Annotated in this window: 12 protein-coding genes and 2 riboswitches; of the genes, 5 read left to right on the top strand and 7 right to left on the bottom strand. The window is 56.7% G+C overall.

The features are described from left to right. Window position 1: 1 nt before the first annotated feature. Window positions 2-79: riboswitch (cyclic di-GMP riboswitch) on the bottom strand. Between the two features lie 307 nt (window positions 80-386). From C2U68_RS12620 to C2U68_RS12610, 3 genes are all read right to left on the bottom strand, one after another. After that, window positions 387-2,111, bottom strand: coding sequence for a ShlB/FhaC/HecB family hemolysin secretion/activation protein (locus C2U68_RS12620; RefSeq protein WP_260839341.1), 1,725 nt, complete (start codon window positions 2,109-2,111; stop codon window positions 387-389). A gap of 144 nt (window positions 2,112-2,255) precedes the next feature. Continuing rightward, window positions 2,256-3,932: a hypothetical protein gene (locus tag C2U68_RS12615; RefSeq protein WP_140912836.1), complete on the bottom strand. Its 1,677-nt coding sequence runs from the start codon at window positions 3,930-3,932 to the stop codon at window positions 2,256-2,258. Between the two features lie 62 nt (window positions 3,933-3,994). Continuing rightward, window positions 3,995-4,786 (bottom strand): VPLPA-CTERM sorting domain-containing protein, encoded by a 792-nt coding sequence (locus C2U68_RS12610; RefSeq protein WP_140912835.1) that lies wholly within the window; start codon window positions 4,784-4,786, stop codon window positions 3,995-3,997. Window positions 4,787-4,826: 40 nt separating this feature from the next. Then, a riboswitch (cyclic di-GMP riboswitch) is annotated at window positions 4,827-4,908 on the bottom strand. Window positions 4,909-5,350: 442 nt separating this feature from the next. On the opposite strand from C2U68_RS12610, the gene C2U68_RS12605 reads away from it, so the two are divergent. After that, window positions 5,351-6,463 carry a hypothetical protein gene (locus tag C2U68_RS12605; protein ID WP_140912834.1) on the top strand — a complete coding sequence of 371 codons (1,113 nt, stop codon included), beginning with the start codon at window positions 5,351-5,353 and terminating at the stop codon, window positions 6,461-6,463. 360 nt (window positions 6,464-6,823) lie between these two features. Here C2U68_RS12605 and ppk2 read toward each other — a convergent pair whose 3' ends face one another. Together ppk2 and ilvA are read right to left on the bottom strand one after the other, a co-directional pair. Then, window positions 6,824-7,606: a polyphosphate kinase 2 gene (gene ppk2 / locus C2U68_RS12600; protein ID WP_140912833.1), complete on the bottom strand. Its 783-nt coding sequence runs from the start codon at window positions 7,604-7,606 to the stop codon at window positions 6,824-6,826. A 72-nt stretch (window positions 7,607-7,678) separates the two neighbouring features. Then, window positions 7,679-9,202 (bottom strand): threonine ammonia-lyase, biosynthetic, encoded by a 1,524-nt coding sequence (gene ilvA, locus C2U68_RS12595; RefSeq protein ID WP_409563855.1) that lies wholly within the window; start codon window positions 9,200-9,202, stop codon window positions 7,679-7,681. A 152-nt stretch (window positions 9,203-9,354) separates the two neighbouring features. Here ilvA and rpiA point away from each other — a divergent pair, with 152 nt between their 5' ends. After that, window positions 9,355-10,032 (top strand): ribose-5-phosphate isomerase RpiA, encoded by a 678-nt coding sequence (gene rpiA, locus C2U68_RS12590; RefSeq protein WP_140912831.1) that lies wholly within the window; start codon window positions 9,355-9,357, stop codon window positions 10,030-10,032. Between the two features lie 203 nt (window positions 10,033-10,235). After that, window positions 10,236-11,909: a formate--tetrahydrofolate ligase gene (locus tag C2U68_RS12585; protein ID WP_140912830.1), complete on the top strand. Its 1,674-nt coding sequence runs from the start codon at window positions 10,236-10,238 to the stop codon at window positions 11,907-11,909. Window positions 11,910-12,113: 204 nt separating this feature from the next. Here the strand turns inward: C2U68_RS12585 and C2U68_RS12580 are convergent, their stop codons facing one another. Together C2U68_RS12580 and C2U68_RS12575 are read right to left on the bottom strand one after the other, a co-directional pair. After that, window positions 12,114-12,551 (bottom strand): GNAT family N-acetyltransferase, encoded by a 438-nt coding sequence (locus C2U68_RS12580; protein ID WP_140912829.1) that lies wholly within the window; start codon window positions 12,549-12,551, stop codon window positions 12,114-12,116. Between the two features lie 144 nt (window positions 12,552-12,695). Then, the gene (locus C2U68_RS12575) at window positions 12,696-13,490 is read right to left on the bottom strand and encodes a helix-turn-helix transcriptional regulator (protein ID WP_260839340.1); all 795 of its coding nucleotides are present in this window, start codon (window positions 13,488-13,490) and stop codon (window positions 12,696-12,698) included. Between the two features lie 90 nt (window positions 13,491-13,580). Here C2U68_RS12575 and C2U68_RS12570 point away from each other — a divergent pair, with 90 nt between their 5' ends. Further along, window positions 13,581-14,360: a class I SAM-dependent methyltransferase gene (locus C2U68_RS12570; protein ID WP_140912827.1), complete on the top strand. Its 780-nt coding sequence runs from the start codon at window positions 13,581-13,583 to the stop codon at window positions 14,358-14,360. Then, window positions 14,357-15,175, top strand: coding sequence for a methyltransferase domain-containing protein (locus C2U68_RS12565; protein ID WP_140912826.1), 819 nt, complete (start codon window positions 14,357-14,359; stop codon window positions 15,173-15,175). Before C2U68_RS12570 ends, C2U68_RS12565 begins: the two co-directional genes overlap by 4 nt. The last annotated feature ends 462 nt before the right edge of the window (window positions 15,176-15,637 follow it).

The raw sequence follows: 15,637 nt of genomic DNA, 5'->3' as shown, positions 1-15,637 counted from the left end.
TGGCGGCAACCCGGCTGTCTTAGCATAAAGACCCGTAGCTTTCCGTCCCCGCTTCGCAACGGGTTTGGCTTTAGAATGAAATTTAACTACTTCAATTTATTTTCAATAAATTCGCGTCGTTATGGGTAAGTCGATCAAAAAGTTATTCGGCACCGCGCAATTTAATTACCAGATAGACCCAATTATCAAACGACCCCTAATTGCGCATATTCGACAACATTTATTAAAAACCAACAAACCTCAGTTTAATATTTAAACCTGAATTAATAATTGTACCAAGGTATTAAATAAAATTATGTCAATATTATGACAACAACGAATTTGAAAACCAAAACCTAATTAAATAAATATTACAAATACATTACAAAATACTGCTTCGTACTATTTTAAAACTCGGTCGCGATATTAAAATGCACGCGCGGATCGCCGCTTTGCACCGGTGCCAGGGTCGTGAACGGAATGCCGATATCCAGCGCGCCGCTGAATTTGCGCCACATTTGAAACCGCACACCGAAGCCGCCGCCGCTTAGGAAATTGCTGCGGACGTTGCCCGGCAAGGCGTTCTTGATCCAGCCGCGGCCGACGTCCAGGAAACCCAGCAGCTTGAATTTGTTCAGAAACTCCCAGTCGCTCGGCCCCAGATGCGGCGAGCGCAGTTCCACCGAACCGAACACGGCATCGTCGGCCAGCGCCTGGGTCTCGAAATAACCGCGCACGCTTTCGTCGCCGCCCAACGAGAATTGCTCGTTACTGATCAGCGGCGTATCGGCCACTTGCGCCGCGACGTGGCTGTAAAGTTCCATGCCCAGCGGCAGGTCGTGCTGGAATTTCAAATCGCCGGTCAAAAACAGGTAATTGGCTTTGGCCAGATAGCGCTTGTTCTCGAATTCCTTCTGGTTATTGCCCAAACCGCGGAAGGAGAAATGCGCACCTATATCAAAACTGGTAAACGATTCGGCGCCGCGCAGGCTACCGCTGTATTGCGCTAGAAACGGTGCGTAGCTGATCGGCGTCTTGATCGAATCGGCGCTGAGCAGATTCACGTCTTCCTGAAAGTCTTTGTAATCCATGCCCAAGGTCGCGGTATGAAAGTAATCCGCCAACGGTTTCAAGGGCTTGACCAGGCGGGCACCGTAGATGTTACCGATACCGATCACCGACAAGGCGCCGGCGTTGGCGATTTGCGCGTTGGAAGACGAACTGACCGCATACAAGGCCAGGCGACTGTCGCTATCGAACAGCGGCATGGCATAGGTACCGGCCCAAACGTCGACTTCCTGATTGTTTTCCGGCGAGACTTGGTACATCAGCGACGCACTATGCATCTCCTGCCACAGATTGTCGTAACGCAGCGACGACACCAGTCGCAAGCGCGAGGTGCTGGAGGTATTGCGGCCGTTCAATTCCACCTTGCCGTGAACCGGCAGTTCGTCCTTGACGTTCAAATCCACTTCCAGCGTGCCCGGGGTCTCGCCGGCGCGGAGCACCGGCACGATCTGCCGGTCCGGACTTTGTCCGGCCAGTTGCGTCAATTGCTGTTGCATGCTCTTGAAGTTGGGCACGTTGCCTTCCGCCAATTCCGGTACGCCGGCCTTGATCTTGCCCAGCGCGAAGTAGCGGCTGTCTTTGACCCGCAAGCGGGATACCTTGCCTTCCACTACTTGCAGATAGACCACGCCGTTCTTGACATCCTGTTCCGGAATATCGACCGCGACGGTCTGGTAGCCATTGGTACGGTAAAGGTCTTCCAAGGCACCGCGGGCGGCTTCGACATTGTCGATGCTCTTGTTGGGGCCGAGAAAATGGTAGACCGTGCGTTCCAGTTGTTTTTTATCGAGCAAGGTGTTGCCCTTGACCCGCAATTCCAGCAAATCGAAGGTTGCCGGCGCTTGCGGCTCGGCCGCCCCCTGCGCCGCTGCGGCTTGCTCCGGCGCTGCCTGTGCCGTCGCCCCATTCGCCTGTGCAACCGTCATCAGGGTTGCTGCGGCGCAAACCAGCCTGAGCCATGGCTTGCGCACTATCGTTCCGGTGTCCTGCATAAAAATGATGTTGTTTCCTAAAGCCCGGCTTTCCCGTTGAAAGCCGGTAGCCCTAAATTCTATTTCTGCCACGTTAAAACTTTATGACAGTGCTGTTACCGTTGCTTACCGCCGTAACAGGCCCTGAAACAGCAAAACCAGACGTCCGAAAACGGCTGGTTTTGCAGGTGTGGAGCCGTCCCTGGCTCCGGCCGGGATTGCCCCGGTTACGATTCCTTACAGTTGAGAGTCGCCCAGAGCCGATGCACTGTCGTTGTAGACTGAGGGCAGACGGCAAGCGTCGGCGCCGGCGCTGGTCGTAGCGTGGGTATAAGGGTTTACCGGTCTGCTGAAGCTATATACACCGTTGGCTTCCGGCGCATAGTTAGTCGGTACGGCCAGGAAAGCACCTTTCTCGCTGACAGGAGCGCTAGCGTTATGGAATGTTTGAGAGAACGTATTCAATTTGCTCATTACCGTTGGAGATGCCGCAGATTTGATCAACGCGTCAACTAACGGCAAGCTTTCGAATGCATGGGAAGGCCAGTATTGGAAAGTATTTTCCGCCCAATCCTTGTATCTGCCGTTTACGACGTTAGCCAATTTCGGCGCGACGCCGTCAACTTTGACGAAACGGTACTTGGAAGAGGTGGTGGTGGATTTTTCCAGAGATTGAATACCCACCGCCCAACGTTTACCGTAGGTGTTGTTAAACGCAGTACCCAGATTGTTGACACCATCGTTCAACTCGTTCAAGCACTCGTCTACGCGACCCGAAGTCGAATTTTCATGAACCATGGGGTAACCGTCGCCTTCGGCGGCACCGACCGCTGCAGCGTCACTCGCTGGTGCTACCGCGCTCGCATTACACGGATTGCTCAGGAACTTGACGTTGGATTGCGCTTGAGTACCGGAGCCGTTTTCGCGGCGGCAAGTATGCAGAAAACTTTTGCCGGCCGCTGGCAAATAAGCAGTCAAACTGCCCTGCGCCACAGCCCAATCGTACAGGCCTTGATTGCCGACTTTCAATTGGTTCCAATCCGCCAACTGGCCGCTATGAATCGAAGCCACCTGAGAGCTGGTCAGGCTAGGCATGCAAGCTTCGGTTTCGTCGCCAACCGCGCAAGTCGACGGCACTTGGCCGGTCACTTTTTGCGCCGCTTGCAACGTAAAGTACAAACCTTTGGTCACAGGTACGCCGAACGCCACAGCAGCAGCAGCCTTTACAGTGAGTTTAGAGACGTCGTCGGTAGAGACGTCCGGATACGGTGAACCGGTTGCCGGATCGATTGGAGCATTAACGCCTTTGAACTGGCCAGGGTCGACATCAGAAACCCCAAAATCAGGAATTTTCTTTTCATGTCTGGCTGGGTTGGCCGGATCGTAAGCGCACTTCACGACGCCTAAAGTACCGTTAGAGCTGCTGGTACCCGCAACCGGATTGGACACCACATCGCACCCGCCGTTAGCAAAGGTGGTTGAGCTGGAGATTTTCAAGAACTCGATAGAAGCGCCCGCGGTATCGCCGTTAGCTTCGGCAACGATAGGGCTGACACCGAACGCAGAACCGCCGGCGCTACGTTTGTAGATCAAAATGTTTGCTTTACCAGTCGGCAACGAGGTGTTTGACGGTGCTCTTTCACACAGATACGCATATTGCTCAGTCGCTGCAGGATCTTGAAATTTCCAGATCGGCTTGGTCGTATCGCAGATTTGCTCGCTATCAGCGATAGTTGCGTCGGTGAACAGCTTTTCCAGGAATTTTTCCGCCGCAGAAGCACCAGATAAATGCACCGTGTAGGTGGTGGCAGAGTTAATCACCGGTACGCCGGTTGGACCGAATGTCCAAGCAGCTTGCGCACCTGCCGAAGACAGCGCTGCGGCGATAGCCACGCCTAATACTAAATTTTTCATAAAATTGTCTCTCAGTGAACGTATTAAAAGTAATCGGGGCAGAGAACACCCCGATTCGAGTTTTATGCAGCGTATTTACGGCGAGTAGAACGCAAAACGCCCATCAAACCGGCGCCAAACATCCAAACCGCGGCAGGCAGAGGCACTGGCGCAGCATTACCATAAGTCAATTTTCCGGCAGCTAAATCCATGTGCCAGCTTTGCAAGGTTTGGCTGTTGCCGTTTTGTTGGTTGTAGAACCAGAATGCACCCTCTGCGCCGTTGATATCCGCATCAGCTGCTGAAACAGTACCGAAAATGGTGGCAAACGGCAGGTTTTGGTTATGTTGACCGGTACCGGCTGTATCCGAATCGACTACGATAGAGCTCAGATTGGTTGACGCTTGGTTAGCGTTGGCAACACCCGCGTTGTCGGCCACCGCGCCAGTGTTGACTTGACTGACGTGACTTCTAATTGCAATTGCAACGTTATTTGCTGCGGTCAGATTGGCAAATTTCGCAATAGATTTTTCGCCGGTAACAAACATCTTTCCGGCGTTAGTGGTCATTACGCCCCAAGAAGTATTGGCGGCATCCATATTGGCAGCGAAAGCGCTCCATTTTGCATTTGGAGAACCGGCAGTCAGAGCGTTCAAATCAAAAGACAATGAATAAGCAGCGTTATCCTTGTTGTTGAAGAAATCGTTGTAAGTTACACCCAAATCCAGCGTAAAAGTGGTTTTTTGAGTTTTGTCGTAAACAGACAAAAACGCTTCATTTGCACCGGTGGTTGATGACGCCCAAATCGCCGCATTCGCACCCGCTGAAGATGCCAAAAGAGCTGTAGCTAATAACGCTTTGTTCAGATTTTTCATTTTGTTTCCTTGATGATTTAAAAATTAAATAAATACACAAGGTGACAACCCGGCCATCTTGCCTGGCGGCAACATCCGTGGCTTTCCGTCCCCGCCTCGCGACGGGTTTGGCTTTTACACGCTTCCTAAGTACTACTTTTGCACCGAAGTGGCGCCGCTCTCCCCGCTACCATTTTTGCCACCTCCGCCTACTCCCTAACCTCTTCCCTCGCCGCTCCGTCTGCGTGCCGTCCCTGCTCCCTGTTCGATCCCTAACTGTGCGAACCATTGCGCATTCCGGCGCAGTTCCAGTTGCGCAAATTATTTCAGTTGTAATCGAGGTTTTTCGTTACGCGTTGGTTACAGTTTGATGAAACGTAATACATTTGTATTACACGGCCGCGCGAATCCGGGATTCAGGCCATGGCTATGCTGTTGTATTGGTTGCAAAATCTTCCTAATCGCTCAGACTCGGCGGAGCGAGCGCAACAAGACAAGCAAGGCTTGCCGGTCTGGTTACACCGCTGCTACAGTGGCTGAGCCACTTGGCACCGCACCGGCAGACTCAAACCAGAACCTTCCCGCATGACAGAAATCGACCTTTTGCACCAAGCCTTTGCCGGCGCGCAGCCGCCGATCGGCGATTTAGCCGGTCTGGCCTCGGCGTTAAACCGTTGGTATCTGCAGCACCCGGATTGCAATTTTCTGCATCCCTGCCAAATCGGCGGCCGCCCGGCCCTGGTCTGCCAAGCCGACCTGAGCCGTAGCGAGCCGGCGGCCTTCGCCGAATTGCAAGCCATCGCCGAACGCTATGCGCTGTACCTGAAGGAAGATGCCCGCCGCCAGGAGCAAACCTGGGCCGACGCCAACCGCCGCCGCGGCATCGGCCTGGTATTGAGTTTTTGTATCGGCCTCAGCGCGGTCTCGCGTAGCGTCGGCGCCGATGAACTGTTGCCGGTCAACGTGGTGGCCAGCCAGCATTTGCCAAGTCCGCTCGGCGCTAGCGCCAACACCGGCGATGGCGTGATTCGTTTGCGTCACCGACATCCGCCGTCAGCGGCGCAAGTACTCGCCGCCTACAGCCAAAAACAGACGAACGTGCAGGTTGATTCCGCCGCGGCAGCCGACATCGCCGAGTTCCTGCAATCGCTCTACCAAAAAAAATCAGGCGACCCGCCTACGGTCAATGCCGATCTGCAAACCATCGCCGACTATTTTTCACGTTATCCACAGGCCGTAGCGCTGATCGGCGAATTACGCGGCCAAAAAATCGGGTTGGATTACCAGGCCGGCGCTTGGCAGACCGTGGCATTCGGTAACCAATTCGGCATCAGCAGCGTGACGATCCGTTTCGATACCCGCCTCGGCGCGCAATTGCTCGGCGACCCCGGCTGCGACGCTACCCCGGCGTGCAGCATCGCTCCGGCCGACGCTTTATTGCACGAATTGCTGCACGCCAAATTGATGCTATTGGATAGCGAACACTTCATCGCCGGCGGCGGCTTGGCGCCGGGACTGTATCCTTTCGAACACGAACACGAAGTGATCGCCGAGGAAAACCGGCTATTTCAGGCCATGAACCAAACCGACGGCCGGGCCCGGCCGATCCGCCACCGCCATAGCGGCGAGTTGCTCCAGGTATCCTGCCCCGCCTGCATTCCGGTAAAACAAGTTGCATCGGGCGAATTAAGCCTGTGAAACCGGCGAAATTCCTGAAGCCCGTTACAAGGCAACGCGTGCAGGCGGTCGTTTGGGGAGACAAAAGTCAAGGCCGGTTCGACGCAGCTCAATAGCCTTGTGCCAAATTGGGCGGTTTCGATCAAGGCGAGTGGAGGCGAGCAATCTTCCGGCGCGGCCGGAGCTGGACCGGCGACGACGGTCGGATTCCGGCGCAAGGGGTGTCGGTAGCGGTCGGTTGGGCCAGTGGGATGCTGAAAAATCCTGGCCGTCGGGTGTGATTTACGATCGGGCCGCGGGAAGGCTGGCATTGCCAGCCTTCCCGGACCAAGCCGATGCCGCGTCAACGGCGACGGTGTACTCCGGCCGAAACCGTACCGATCACGGCGCAATCATGCCGTTGTGCAGATAACTTTCTTCGTAACTGAACACGATATCGGCGTCCGGCAACACCAGTGCTTCGTTCTTGCCTTTGTAGTCCAGCCGGAACAGCAAATCCTTGATCAAATTGATTCTGGCCAGTTTTTTGTCGTCGGCTTTGACGATGGTCCACGGCGCCGATAAGTGGTGGGTTCTGGCGAACATAATGTTGCGCGCCTCGCTGTAGGCCTGCCAATGCTTTTGCGCTTCCTTGTCGATCGGGCTGATTTTCCATTGCTTTAGCGGGTCTTTTTGGCGTTGGCCCAGACGTCTTTTTTGTTCGCCTTTACTGATGTCCAAGTAATACTTCAGCAACTTGATGCCGGAGCGCACCAGCAGTTGCTCGTAATGCGAAACCGTTTCGATGAACTCGTGGTATTCGTCGTCGCTGCAAAAGCCCATGACCCGCTCCACCCCGGCCCGGTTATACCAACTGCGGTTGAACAGCACCATTTCCTGCGCCGCCGGCAAATGTGCGGTATAGCGTTGAAAATACCAGGTACTGTTGTCGCGGTCGGACGGCTTGCCCAACGCAACCACCCGGATTTCGCGCGGACTGAGATGCTGGATTATGCGCTTGATGGCGCCGTCCTTGCCGCCGGCGTCGCGGCCCTCGAACAAAATCAAAATCTTGTCGCCGTGCTTGATGATGTGATTTTGCAGCTTGACCAGTTCCACCTGCAATTCGTGTAGCACGTCCTTGTAATCGGGTGCCTCGGCCTGTTTTTGGTGTTTTTTGCTCATGTCCGCCGCCTGTTCCGGGTTGAAGGGTTTACTGGAAAATAGCACGCTCCCGGAGTTTTTGCCGAAACCGGGCTAAGCCGACGCACCGCCGGCAAACAAGCGGTAGGCCGGGTTCCCGGTCTCCTGCCGGTAAAGCAGTTGCAACGCGTTCAGGCATTGTTCGAAATGCACCGCTTCCGCATCGCCGAGCTGCAAGCCGATCAACACCTTGCCGAATGCGGCGCCGTGGTTGCGGTAATGGAACAGGCTGATATTCCATTGGCTGCCCAACGCCATCAAAAACTTCAACAAGGCGCCGGGCCGCTCCGGAAACTGCAGGCTGTAAACCCGTTCTTTGACATCGTACGGCGCATGGCCGCCGACCATGTACCGGATATGGTCCTTGGCCAACTCGTTACCGGTCATATCGGTCACGGCAAAGCCTTCTGCGGCCAAATGCTCCAGCAATTGCTGCCGGTCGGTCTCGGCGCCGCTACTGCTGATGCCGACGAAGACCTGGGCCATAGCCGGGTCGAAATAGCGGTAATTGAACTCGGTGATGTTGCGTTTACCCAGCGCTTTACAGAATTTCAGGAAACTGCCCGGCGACTCGGGAATGGCCACCGCCAGCAAAATCTCGCGATGCTCGCCGACCTGGGTCCGCTCGGCAACATAGCGCAGCCGGTCGAAATTGATGTTGGCGCCGCTGTCGATCGCGATCAGGGTTTGTTGCTGCAAACCATTCAGTTCGGCGTATTTTTTCAGGCCGGCCACGGCCAAGGCGCCGGCCGGCTCGGCCATCGAGCGGGTATCGTCGAAAATGTCCTTGATCGCCGCGCAGATTTCGTCGGTGCCGACCGTAACCACCTCGTCGACGAACTGGCGCGCAATCCGAAACGGTTCCGCGCCGATTTGCTTGACCGCGACGCCGTCGGCGAATAGGCCGACCTGCGCCAACACCACCCGCTCACCGGCGCGTAAGGCCTGATTCAGGCAATCGGCATCGTCAGGCTCGACGGCGATGACTTTGATCTCCGGCCGTACGAATTTGACGTAGGCGGCGATGCCGGCAATCAAGCCGCCGCCGCCGACCGGCACGAAGATGGCGTGAATCTCGCCGTTGCGCTGGCGCAAAATTTCCATCGCCACCGTGCCCTGGCCGGCGATTACGTCCGGGTCGTCGTAAGGGTGGATAAAGGTCATGCCTTTCTCGGCGGCCAATTCCATGGCGTGAGCGTAGGCGTCGTCGTAGGAGTCGCCGTGCAACACGGCTTTGGCACCGCGCGCCTTGACCGATTTGACTTTGATTTCCGGCGTGGTTTTCGGCATCACGATCAAGGCTTTGATGCCGAGCCGTTTCGCCGCCAACGCGACGCCCTGGGCATGGTTGCCGGCCGAGGCGGCGATCACGCCGTTGGCGGTCTGCTCCGGCGTCAACGACGCAATTTTGTTATACGCGCCGCGCAGCTTGAAGGAAAACACCGGTTGCAGGTCCTCGCGCTTCAAATAGACCCGGTTGTTGACCCGCTCGGACAAGGTCGGCGCATAGTCCAGCGGGGTTTCCTCGGCCACGTCGTAAACCCGGGCCCGCAATATTTTTTCTATGTAATTCAGCATCGCTATCCTCGGCGCCAGCATCCTGTCGCGCCGCGCATTCCTGGCCTTAAAAACTGCTGAGCGATCAGCGTTAATCGGGTATTATCCCACACAATGACGGGTTGAAAGCCGTGTCAGGATTCATAAGAGCATAACCATCAGGACCATCACACATGACTCAAGACGAATTAAAAAAACAAGTCGCCGCCGCCGCATTGCAATACCTGAAAAACGTACCAATCATCGGCATGGGCACCGGCTCGACGGTGACGCATCTGATTAACCAATTGGCCGATTGCAACTTCAAAAACGACATCGAAGCCGCCGTGTCCAGCTCGATCAAAACCACCGAGCACCTCAGATCGATCGGGATTAAAGTCATTGAATTGAACGACAGCGGCGACCTGGACATTTATGTCGACGGCGCCGACGAAGTCACTCCGCACCGCAAAATGTTGAAAGGCGGCGGCGGCGCGCTGACCCGCGAGAAAATCATCGCCGGCGCCAGCAAGAAATTCGTCTGCATCGTCGACGAAACCAAGTGCGTCGACGTGATGGGCAAGTTCCCGCTGCCGGTGGAAGTGCTGCCGCTGTCACGCAGCTTCGTCGCCCGCCAATTGGTCAAACTGGGCGGCCAACCGATCTTGCGCATGAACAAGGAAACCGGCCAACCCTACATCACCGACAACGGCTGCGAGATTCTGGACGTGCACAATATGAGCATCGTCGACCCGGTCGGCACCGAACAAGCGATCAACAACATCCCCGGCGTCATCACCAACGGCCTGTTCGCGATGCGCGACGCCGACGTGGTGTTGGTCGGTAAAGGTAGCGAAGTCATCAGTTACTGATTGCCGCCTGTCTAAGCAAGCTTGCCGCCACCGGGCGGCAAGCGTTAGTTGTTCCGCCCTGCCCTCGGCAGGTCATAAAAGACGCCGCTCCGCCGATTTTTTCTGGCTGCTGCGGCCGTTGCCCTCTAAAATAGCCGCCATTTCCGCCGTCAGCCGGTCTCCTCGCCGCTTCGAGCTTTAATTTAGTATCCAGGATATTCAACATGTCAGACATCGAAATTGCCCAACAAGCAAAAATGCGCCCGATTATCGATTTGGCCGGAGAAAAATTCGCCATCCCGGCCGAACATCTCGACCCCTACGGCCATTACAAAGCCAAAATTTCCCTGGAATACGTCAACAGTCTGACCGATAAAGCCGACGGTAAATTGATTCTGGTCACCGCCATTTCGCCGACCCCGGCCGGCGAAGGCAAAACCACCACCACGGTCGGTTTGGGCGACGCGCTGAATCGCATCGGCAAGAAAGCCATCATCTGTTTGCGCGAGCCGTCGCTGGGCCCCTGCTTCGGCGTCAAGGGCGGCGCAGCCGGCGGCGGCTACGCCCAGGTAGTGCCGATGGAAGATATCAACCTGCATTTCACCGGCGACTTCCACGCCATCGGCATCGCCCACAACCTGCTGTCGGCGCTGATCGACAACCACATCAACCACGGCAATAAGCTCGACATCGACCCGCGCCGCATCCAATGGAAGCGGGTGATGGACATGAACGACCGCGCGCTGCGCAAGATCGTGGTCGGCATGGGCGGCGCGGCCAACGGCTATCTGCGCGAAGACGGCTTCGACATTGTCGTCGCTTCGGAAGTGATGGCGATTCTGTGCCTGGCCACCAGCCGCGCCGACTTGAAACAGCGCCTGGGCCGCATCGTCATCGGCTACAAATCCGACAAGGTTACGCCGGTGTACGCCCGCGACCTGAACGCCCACGGCGCGATGGCGGCGGTATTGAAAGACGCGATCAAGCCGAATCTGGTGCAAACCCTGGAAAACAATCTGGCAATCATCCACGGCGGTCCGTTCGCCAACATCGCCCACGGTTGCAACACCGTCACTGCCACCAAAACCGCGCTGAAACTGGCCGACTATGCGGTGACCGAGGCCGGCTTCGGCGCTGACCTGGGCGCGGAAAAATTCATCGACATCAAATGCCGCATGTCCGGTCTGAAGCCGTCGGCGGTGGTGTTGGTGGCGACGGTGCGGGCGCTGAAATTCCACGGCGGCGTGGCGAAAGACGAGTTAAACCAGGAAAATCTGGCTGCGTTGGAAAAAGGCTTCGCTAACCTGGAACGCCACCTGAGCAACATCAAAAACCACTACGGCCTGCCGTGCGTGGTCAGCATCAACCATTTCACCTTCGACACCGACGCCGAAATCCAATGGCTGAAAAACCAATGCGAAAGCTTGGGCGCCAAATGCGTGATCGCCAAGCATTGGGCGCACGGCGGCGCCGGGGCGGAGGAGCTGGCGCGCGAGGTGTTGAACATCGTCGACAACCGCGAGCCGGCCTTCAATTACGTTTACGACGACGAACTGCCGCTGTGGAACAAGATCGAAGCCATCGCCACCAAGCTTTACGGCGCCGGCAGCGTCAGCGCCAGCCCGAAAGTCATGGCCGACATCAAGGCCTTGCAAGCTAACTACGGCCACTTCCCGATCTGCATGGCCAAGACCCAAATGTCGTTCTCGACCAATCCCAACGCCAAGGGCGCACCCAGCGGCCATAACGTGGAAATCAGCGAAGTCCGTCTCGCCAACGGTGCCGGCTTCATCGTCGCTATCGCCGGCGACATGATGACCATGCCCGGCCTGCCGAAAGTCCCGGCCGCCGAACGTATCGATATCAGCGACGACGGCGTGATTAGCGGCTTGTTCTAACCGATTTGGCAGGACAGTCGCCGCCGCGGCCCCGAGCCTTTGGCTAATTAACCCGGCGAATCCCTTGATGCTGCGAGGGATTCGCCATTCTTTCTTTCTCAGGCCTGCGGACGCCAAAACAAGCGGTTAAACCTGACATTTCGGCCGAACGGAAAGCACTAGCCGATCAAGCAAACCAATCTCGTTTAGCCGATTGACATTCGGTTATATCAGCGGCTTTTCGTAACCGATAAACCCGGTATGCGCCGCCACTTTGTCGTACAGCGCCCTAGCCGATTCGTTGGAACTTTGCGTCAACCAATAAAGCCTGGGCGCTTGTTTTAATTGCGCTTGCCGGGCGACAAATTCGATCAACGCCCGACCGATACCGCGGCCGCGGTGCTGCGGATCGACAAACAAATCTTGCAGATAGCAAACATCGGCACTCCAGCCACTGGCGTGATACAGGTAATGCGCAAACCCCACGAGCGCACCATCGATCCGCGCACCGGCCGCATGTATCTCGCGATTTTCTATCAGCCGTCGCCAAAGCGCGTCGTATTCCGCGTCAGTTCTGACGGTTTGGTAGAACGCCATGTATTGGCGAACCAGATGGTTCCATTCGGCGCGGTCAGGCGCTGTTAGCGATGCGATTTCGACCATGCTTGTCTGGTGAATTGGGATCAAGTAACTACAACGGGATTAAGTATTGGCATCGCTCAACAAAGCCAAAAGGCAGCGGGCCAATCGCTCCGCTTGCGGCGTCGGCGCCTCCATATGGTAAACGACGGCTTTGCTTGTCGTGCCTTAACCGGTTTTGCCGATTGGCGCCACCGCCACCGGCTGCAAACACACTAACTTGCAATCCGGCTGGGCGGCGACCAACAGCGTGGTCTGCACGAAACGCAGCGTGCCGCGTTGCGGATGATGGAAGCAACGCTCGCCGCCCTCGCGATGCAACACCGCTTGTTCCTGCCAATAGACTGTAAATTCGGCGCTCTGCGCCAGCAACGGGTCAATCAAAGCCTGCAATGCCGCATCCTTGGGCCGGCGGCTGAAATCGGCACGAAACTCCGCCGCCAGCCGCCGGGCGCGTTCCGGCCAGTCGGCCAATAGCGTTTTCGCGGCGGGTTGCAAGAACACGAAACGCAGCAAATTGCGTTCGGCACTATCCGCATCCAGCCAGCCGACGAACAACTCGGCCGCCGCCGCGTTCCAGGCCCTGGCGGTCCAGCTTGCATCCAGCAAATAGGCTGGGCCGTGGAACTGCGTCGGTAAGGCCAGCAATTCGGGCGGCATTTCGGCTTGGATTTCGAGCGTAGCTTGCGGGTCGCGTTTGCCGGCCAGATCGAACAGCGAGGCGCGTTCGGCCGGGGTCAGGCGCAAGGCGTCGGCCAGGCGCGCCAAGGCTGCCGGCGACGCCGCCACGTCGCGGCCCTGTTCCAACCAAGTAATCCAGGTAAGGCTGACCAACGCCGCTTCGGCCAATTCCTCGCGCCGCCAGCCGGGCGTGCGCCGCCGTCCGCCGCTTTTCGGCGGCAGCCGTTCGCGATGGACGCGGATAAACGCACCCAGCAGACGTTTGGGATCGGACTCGCTCATAGTGGCTTTTATACCAGGATAAATCGTCATCTTGTACCGGTTTATCGATCGTCCAACAATGAGCCTCCACTCATTATTCGAGGATTTAGCATGCGCAACAACGATCATCAAACCCTGGTCAACCAGCAATTCAGCGAACATGCCCTCGCCTATCTTGCCAGTTCAACCCATGCCGACGGCGAGGATTTGCAACGCATGGCCGACCTGGTTGCTGCCCGGCCGCCCGGCGTGGCGCTGGACTTAGGTTGCGGCGCCGGCCACGTGGCGTTTCGCCTGTCGCCGTTGGCGCAACAAGTGGTCGCTTACGATCTGTCATCGGAAATGCTGGCCGTGGTCGAGGCGGAAGCGCAACGGCGCGGCTTGCCCAACATCGCCAGCCGAGTCGGCACGGTAGATAATCTGCCGTTTGCCGACGCGATGTTCGACTGGGTCGTGACCCGCCATAGCGCGCATCACTGGCGCCACATTGTCCCCGCCCTGACCGAAATGCGCCGGGTGTTGCGGCCAAACGGCACGCTGTTGTTGATGGACGTGGTCGGCCCCGGCCTCCCGTTGTTGGACACCTGGTTGCAAAGTCTGGAAGTATTGCGCGACCCGTCCCACGTCCGCGACCGCTCGTTGGCCGAATGGCATTCCTTGTTGGCGGCGGCCGGTTTTCGCACCGTCAGCCTGCAAACATTTCGCCGCCGGCTGGCGTTCGGGCCCTGGATAGCGCGCATGCAAACCCCACCGGCTCAGGTCGCGGCCATCCGCAGCTTGCAGCACATCGCGCCGCAAGAAGTGGCCGACTATTTTGCGTTGGAAGCCGACGGCAGCTTTACCGGCGATACCGTGTTGATCGCCGCCGAAATCGCGGCCGGCCGATCATGAGCACCTACGCTTGGGAGGCCGAGGATTACGCCTGTCATTCGGCGATGCAAAAAATCTGGGCCGGCGAATTAATCGAACGTTTGGCCTTACGCGGCGACGAAAGCGTATTGGACTTGGGTTGCGGCGACGGTCTAATCGCGGCGCAGTTAGCGGCGGCGCTGCCTTGCGGTTCGGTGGTCGGCGTGGACAATTCGGCGGCGATGATCGCCTTGGCGCGGCGCCGCTATCCACCGGAGCGCCACCCCAACCTGAGCTTCCAAATCATGGATGCGCAAGCGCTCCGGTTCGATGCGCGTTTCGACCGGGTTTTCTCCAACGCCGTGCTGCATTGGCTCAAAGATCATCCGGCGGTACTGGCAGGTTTACACTGCAGCCTGAGACCCGGCGGCAAGCTGTTGCTGCGCATGGGCGGCCAGGGCGACGTCGCCGACATGCGAGCGACGCTGGAGAGCGTCATCGCCGCGGCGGAATGGTCCGAGTATTTTCAAGATTTCGAATTTCCCTACACCTTTCCGTCGCCGGCCGACTACCGCCACTGGCTACAGGCCGCCGGCTTTAGCGTGCGCCGCGCAGAGTTGCTGTCCAAAGACGCAACCCACGACGGCCCCGCCGGTTTGGCCGCCTGGATCAGAACCACCTGGCTACCCTACAGCCAACGCTTGCCCGAATCCCGGCGCGAGGCGTTTATCCAAAATGTGGTCGAAGCCTATTTACTACGCATCCCGCCGGATGACAACGGACTGGCCCATGTGGCGATGGTGTTGTTGGAGGTCGAAGCAGACAAGCTTGGCGACGAACGGATGGATACAACATAATCGGTCAATTTCTGGCCTTTACTCCAACCAGAACCAAAATCCGAACGTTGCTCGGAGCAGTGCAAAACAGGGTTGAGATCGAGCTTAAATGCCTTTGTGGATTAGTGTAATTCGTGGTTATAAAAAACGACTTGAACATTCATTTTGTTTTTACTCGGCTGGTCAAAATCGACCCTTTGCGGTCTATCGCCTAACGTGATTCAATGTCCGCAATTTGATGTTTTCTAGTCATACCTACTAAGTTCCGATGATATACAGAAGGGAAAATCATGGGTTAATCAATGAAATATCGGTTCTAGGATTCATTTTCGGTAGATATACAGAACTATCTAATTACTAGTTAGGCTTTAAAGGGAGGACGTCGGTGGTTTGGACTGTAAATGCTGGATTCGATGCTTTTTACAACGCAATAAATTTATCTGGCGACCACCGTTCCACGGCAAACAGAAGTGGCTCCATTCG

Origin of the sequence: Methylomonas koyamae (genome assembly GCF_006483455.1) — a bacterium.
Taxonomy (GTDB): domain Bacteria; phylum Pseudomonadota; class Gammaproteobacteria; order Methylococcales; family Methylomonadaceae; genus Methylomonas; species Methylomonas koyamae_B.
Note: the sequence above shows the minus strand (reverse complement) of the source record. Positions and strands in the feature narration are given on the sequence as shown.

Excerpts from the sequence above, each read along its gene's own strand:
- C2U68_RS12570 (WP_140912827.1), top strand. The coding sequence starts at position 13,581 with ATGCGCAACAACGATCATCAAACCCTGGTCAACCAGCAATTCAGCGAA.
- ilvA (WP_409563855.1), bottom strand. The coding sequence starts at position 9,202 with ATGCTGAATTACATAGAAAAAATATTGCGGGCCCGGGTTTACGACGTG.
- C2U68_RS12585 (WP_140912830.1), top strand. The coding sequence starts at position 10,236 with ATGTCAGACATCGAAATTGCCCAACAAGCAAAAATGCGCCCGATTATC.
- C2U68_RS12565 (WP_140912826.1), top strand. The coding sequence starts at position 14,357 with ATGAGCACCTACGCTTGGGAGGCCGAGGATTACGCCTGTCATTCGGCG.
- C2U68_RS12605 (WP_140912834.1), top strand. The coding sequence starts at position 5,351 with ATGACAGAAATCGACCTTTTGCACCAAGCCTTTGCCGGCGCGCAGCCG.
- C2U68_RS12610 (WP_140912835.1), bottom strand. The coding sequence starts at position 4,786 with ATGAAAAATCTGAACAAAGCGTTATTAGCTACAGCTCTTTTGGCATCT.
- C2U68_RS12580 (WP_140912829.1), bottom strand. The coding sequence starts at position 12,551 with ATGGTCGAAATCGCATCGCTAACAGCGCCTGACCGCGCCGAATGGAAC.
- rpiA (WP_140912831.1), top strand. The coding sequence starts at position 9,355 with ATGACTCAAGACGAATTAAAAAAACAAGTCGCCGCCGCCGCATTGCAA.
- C2U68_RS12575 (WP_260839340.1), bottom strand. The coding sequence starts at position 13,490 with ATGAGCGAGTCCGATCCCAAACGTCTGCTGGGTGCGTTTATCCGCGTC.
- ppk2 (WP_140912833.1), bottom strand. The coding sequence starts at position 7,606 with ATGAGCAAAAAACACCAAAAACAGGCCGAGGCACCCGATTACAAGGAC.
- C2U68_RS12615 (WP_140912836.1), bottom strand. The coding sequence starts at position 3,932 with ATGAAAAATTTAGTATTAGGCGTGGCTATCGCCGCAGCGCTGTCTTCG.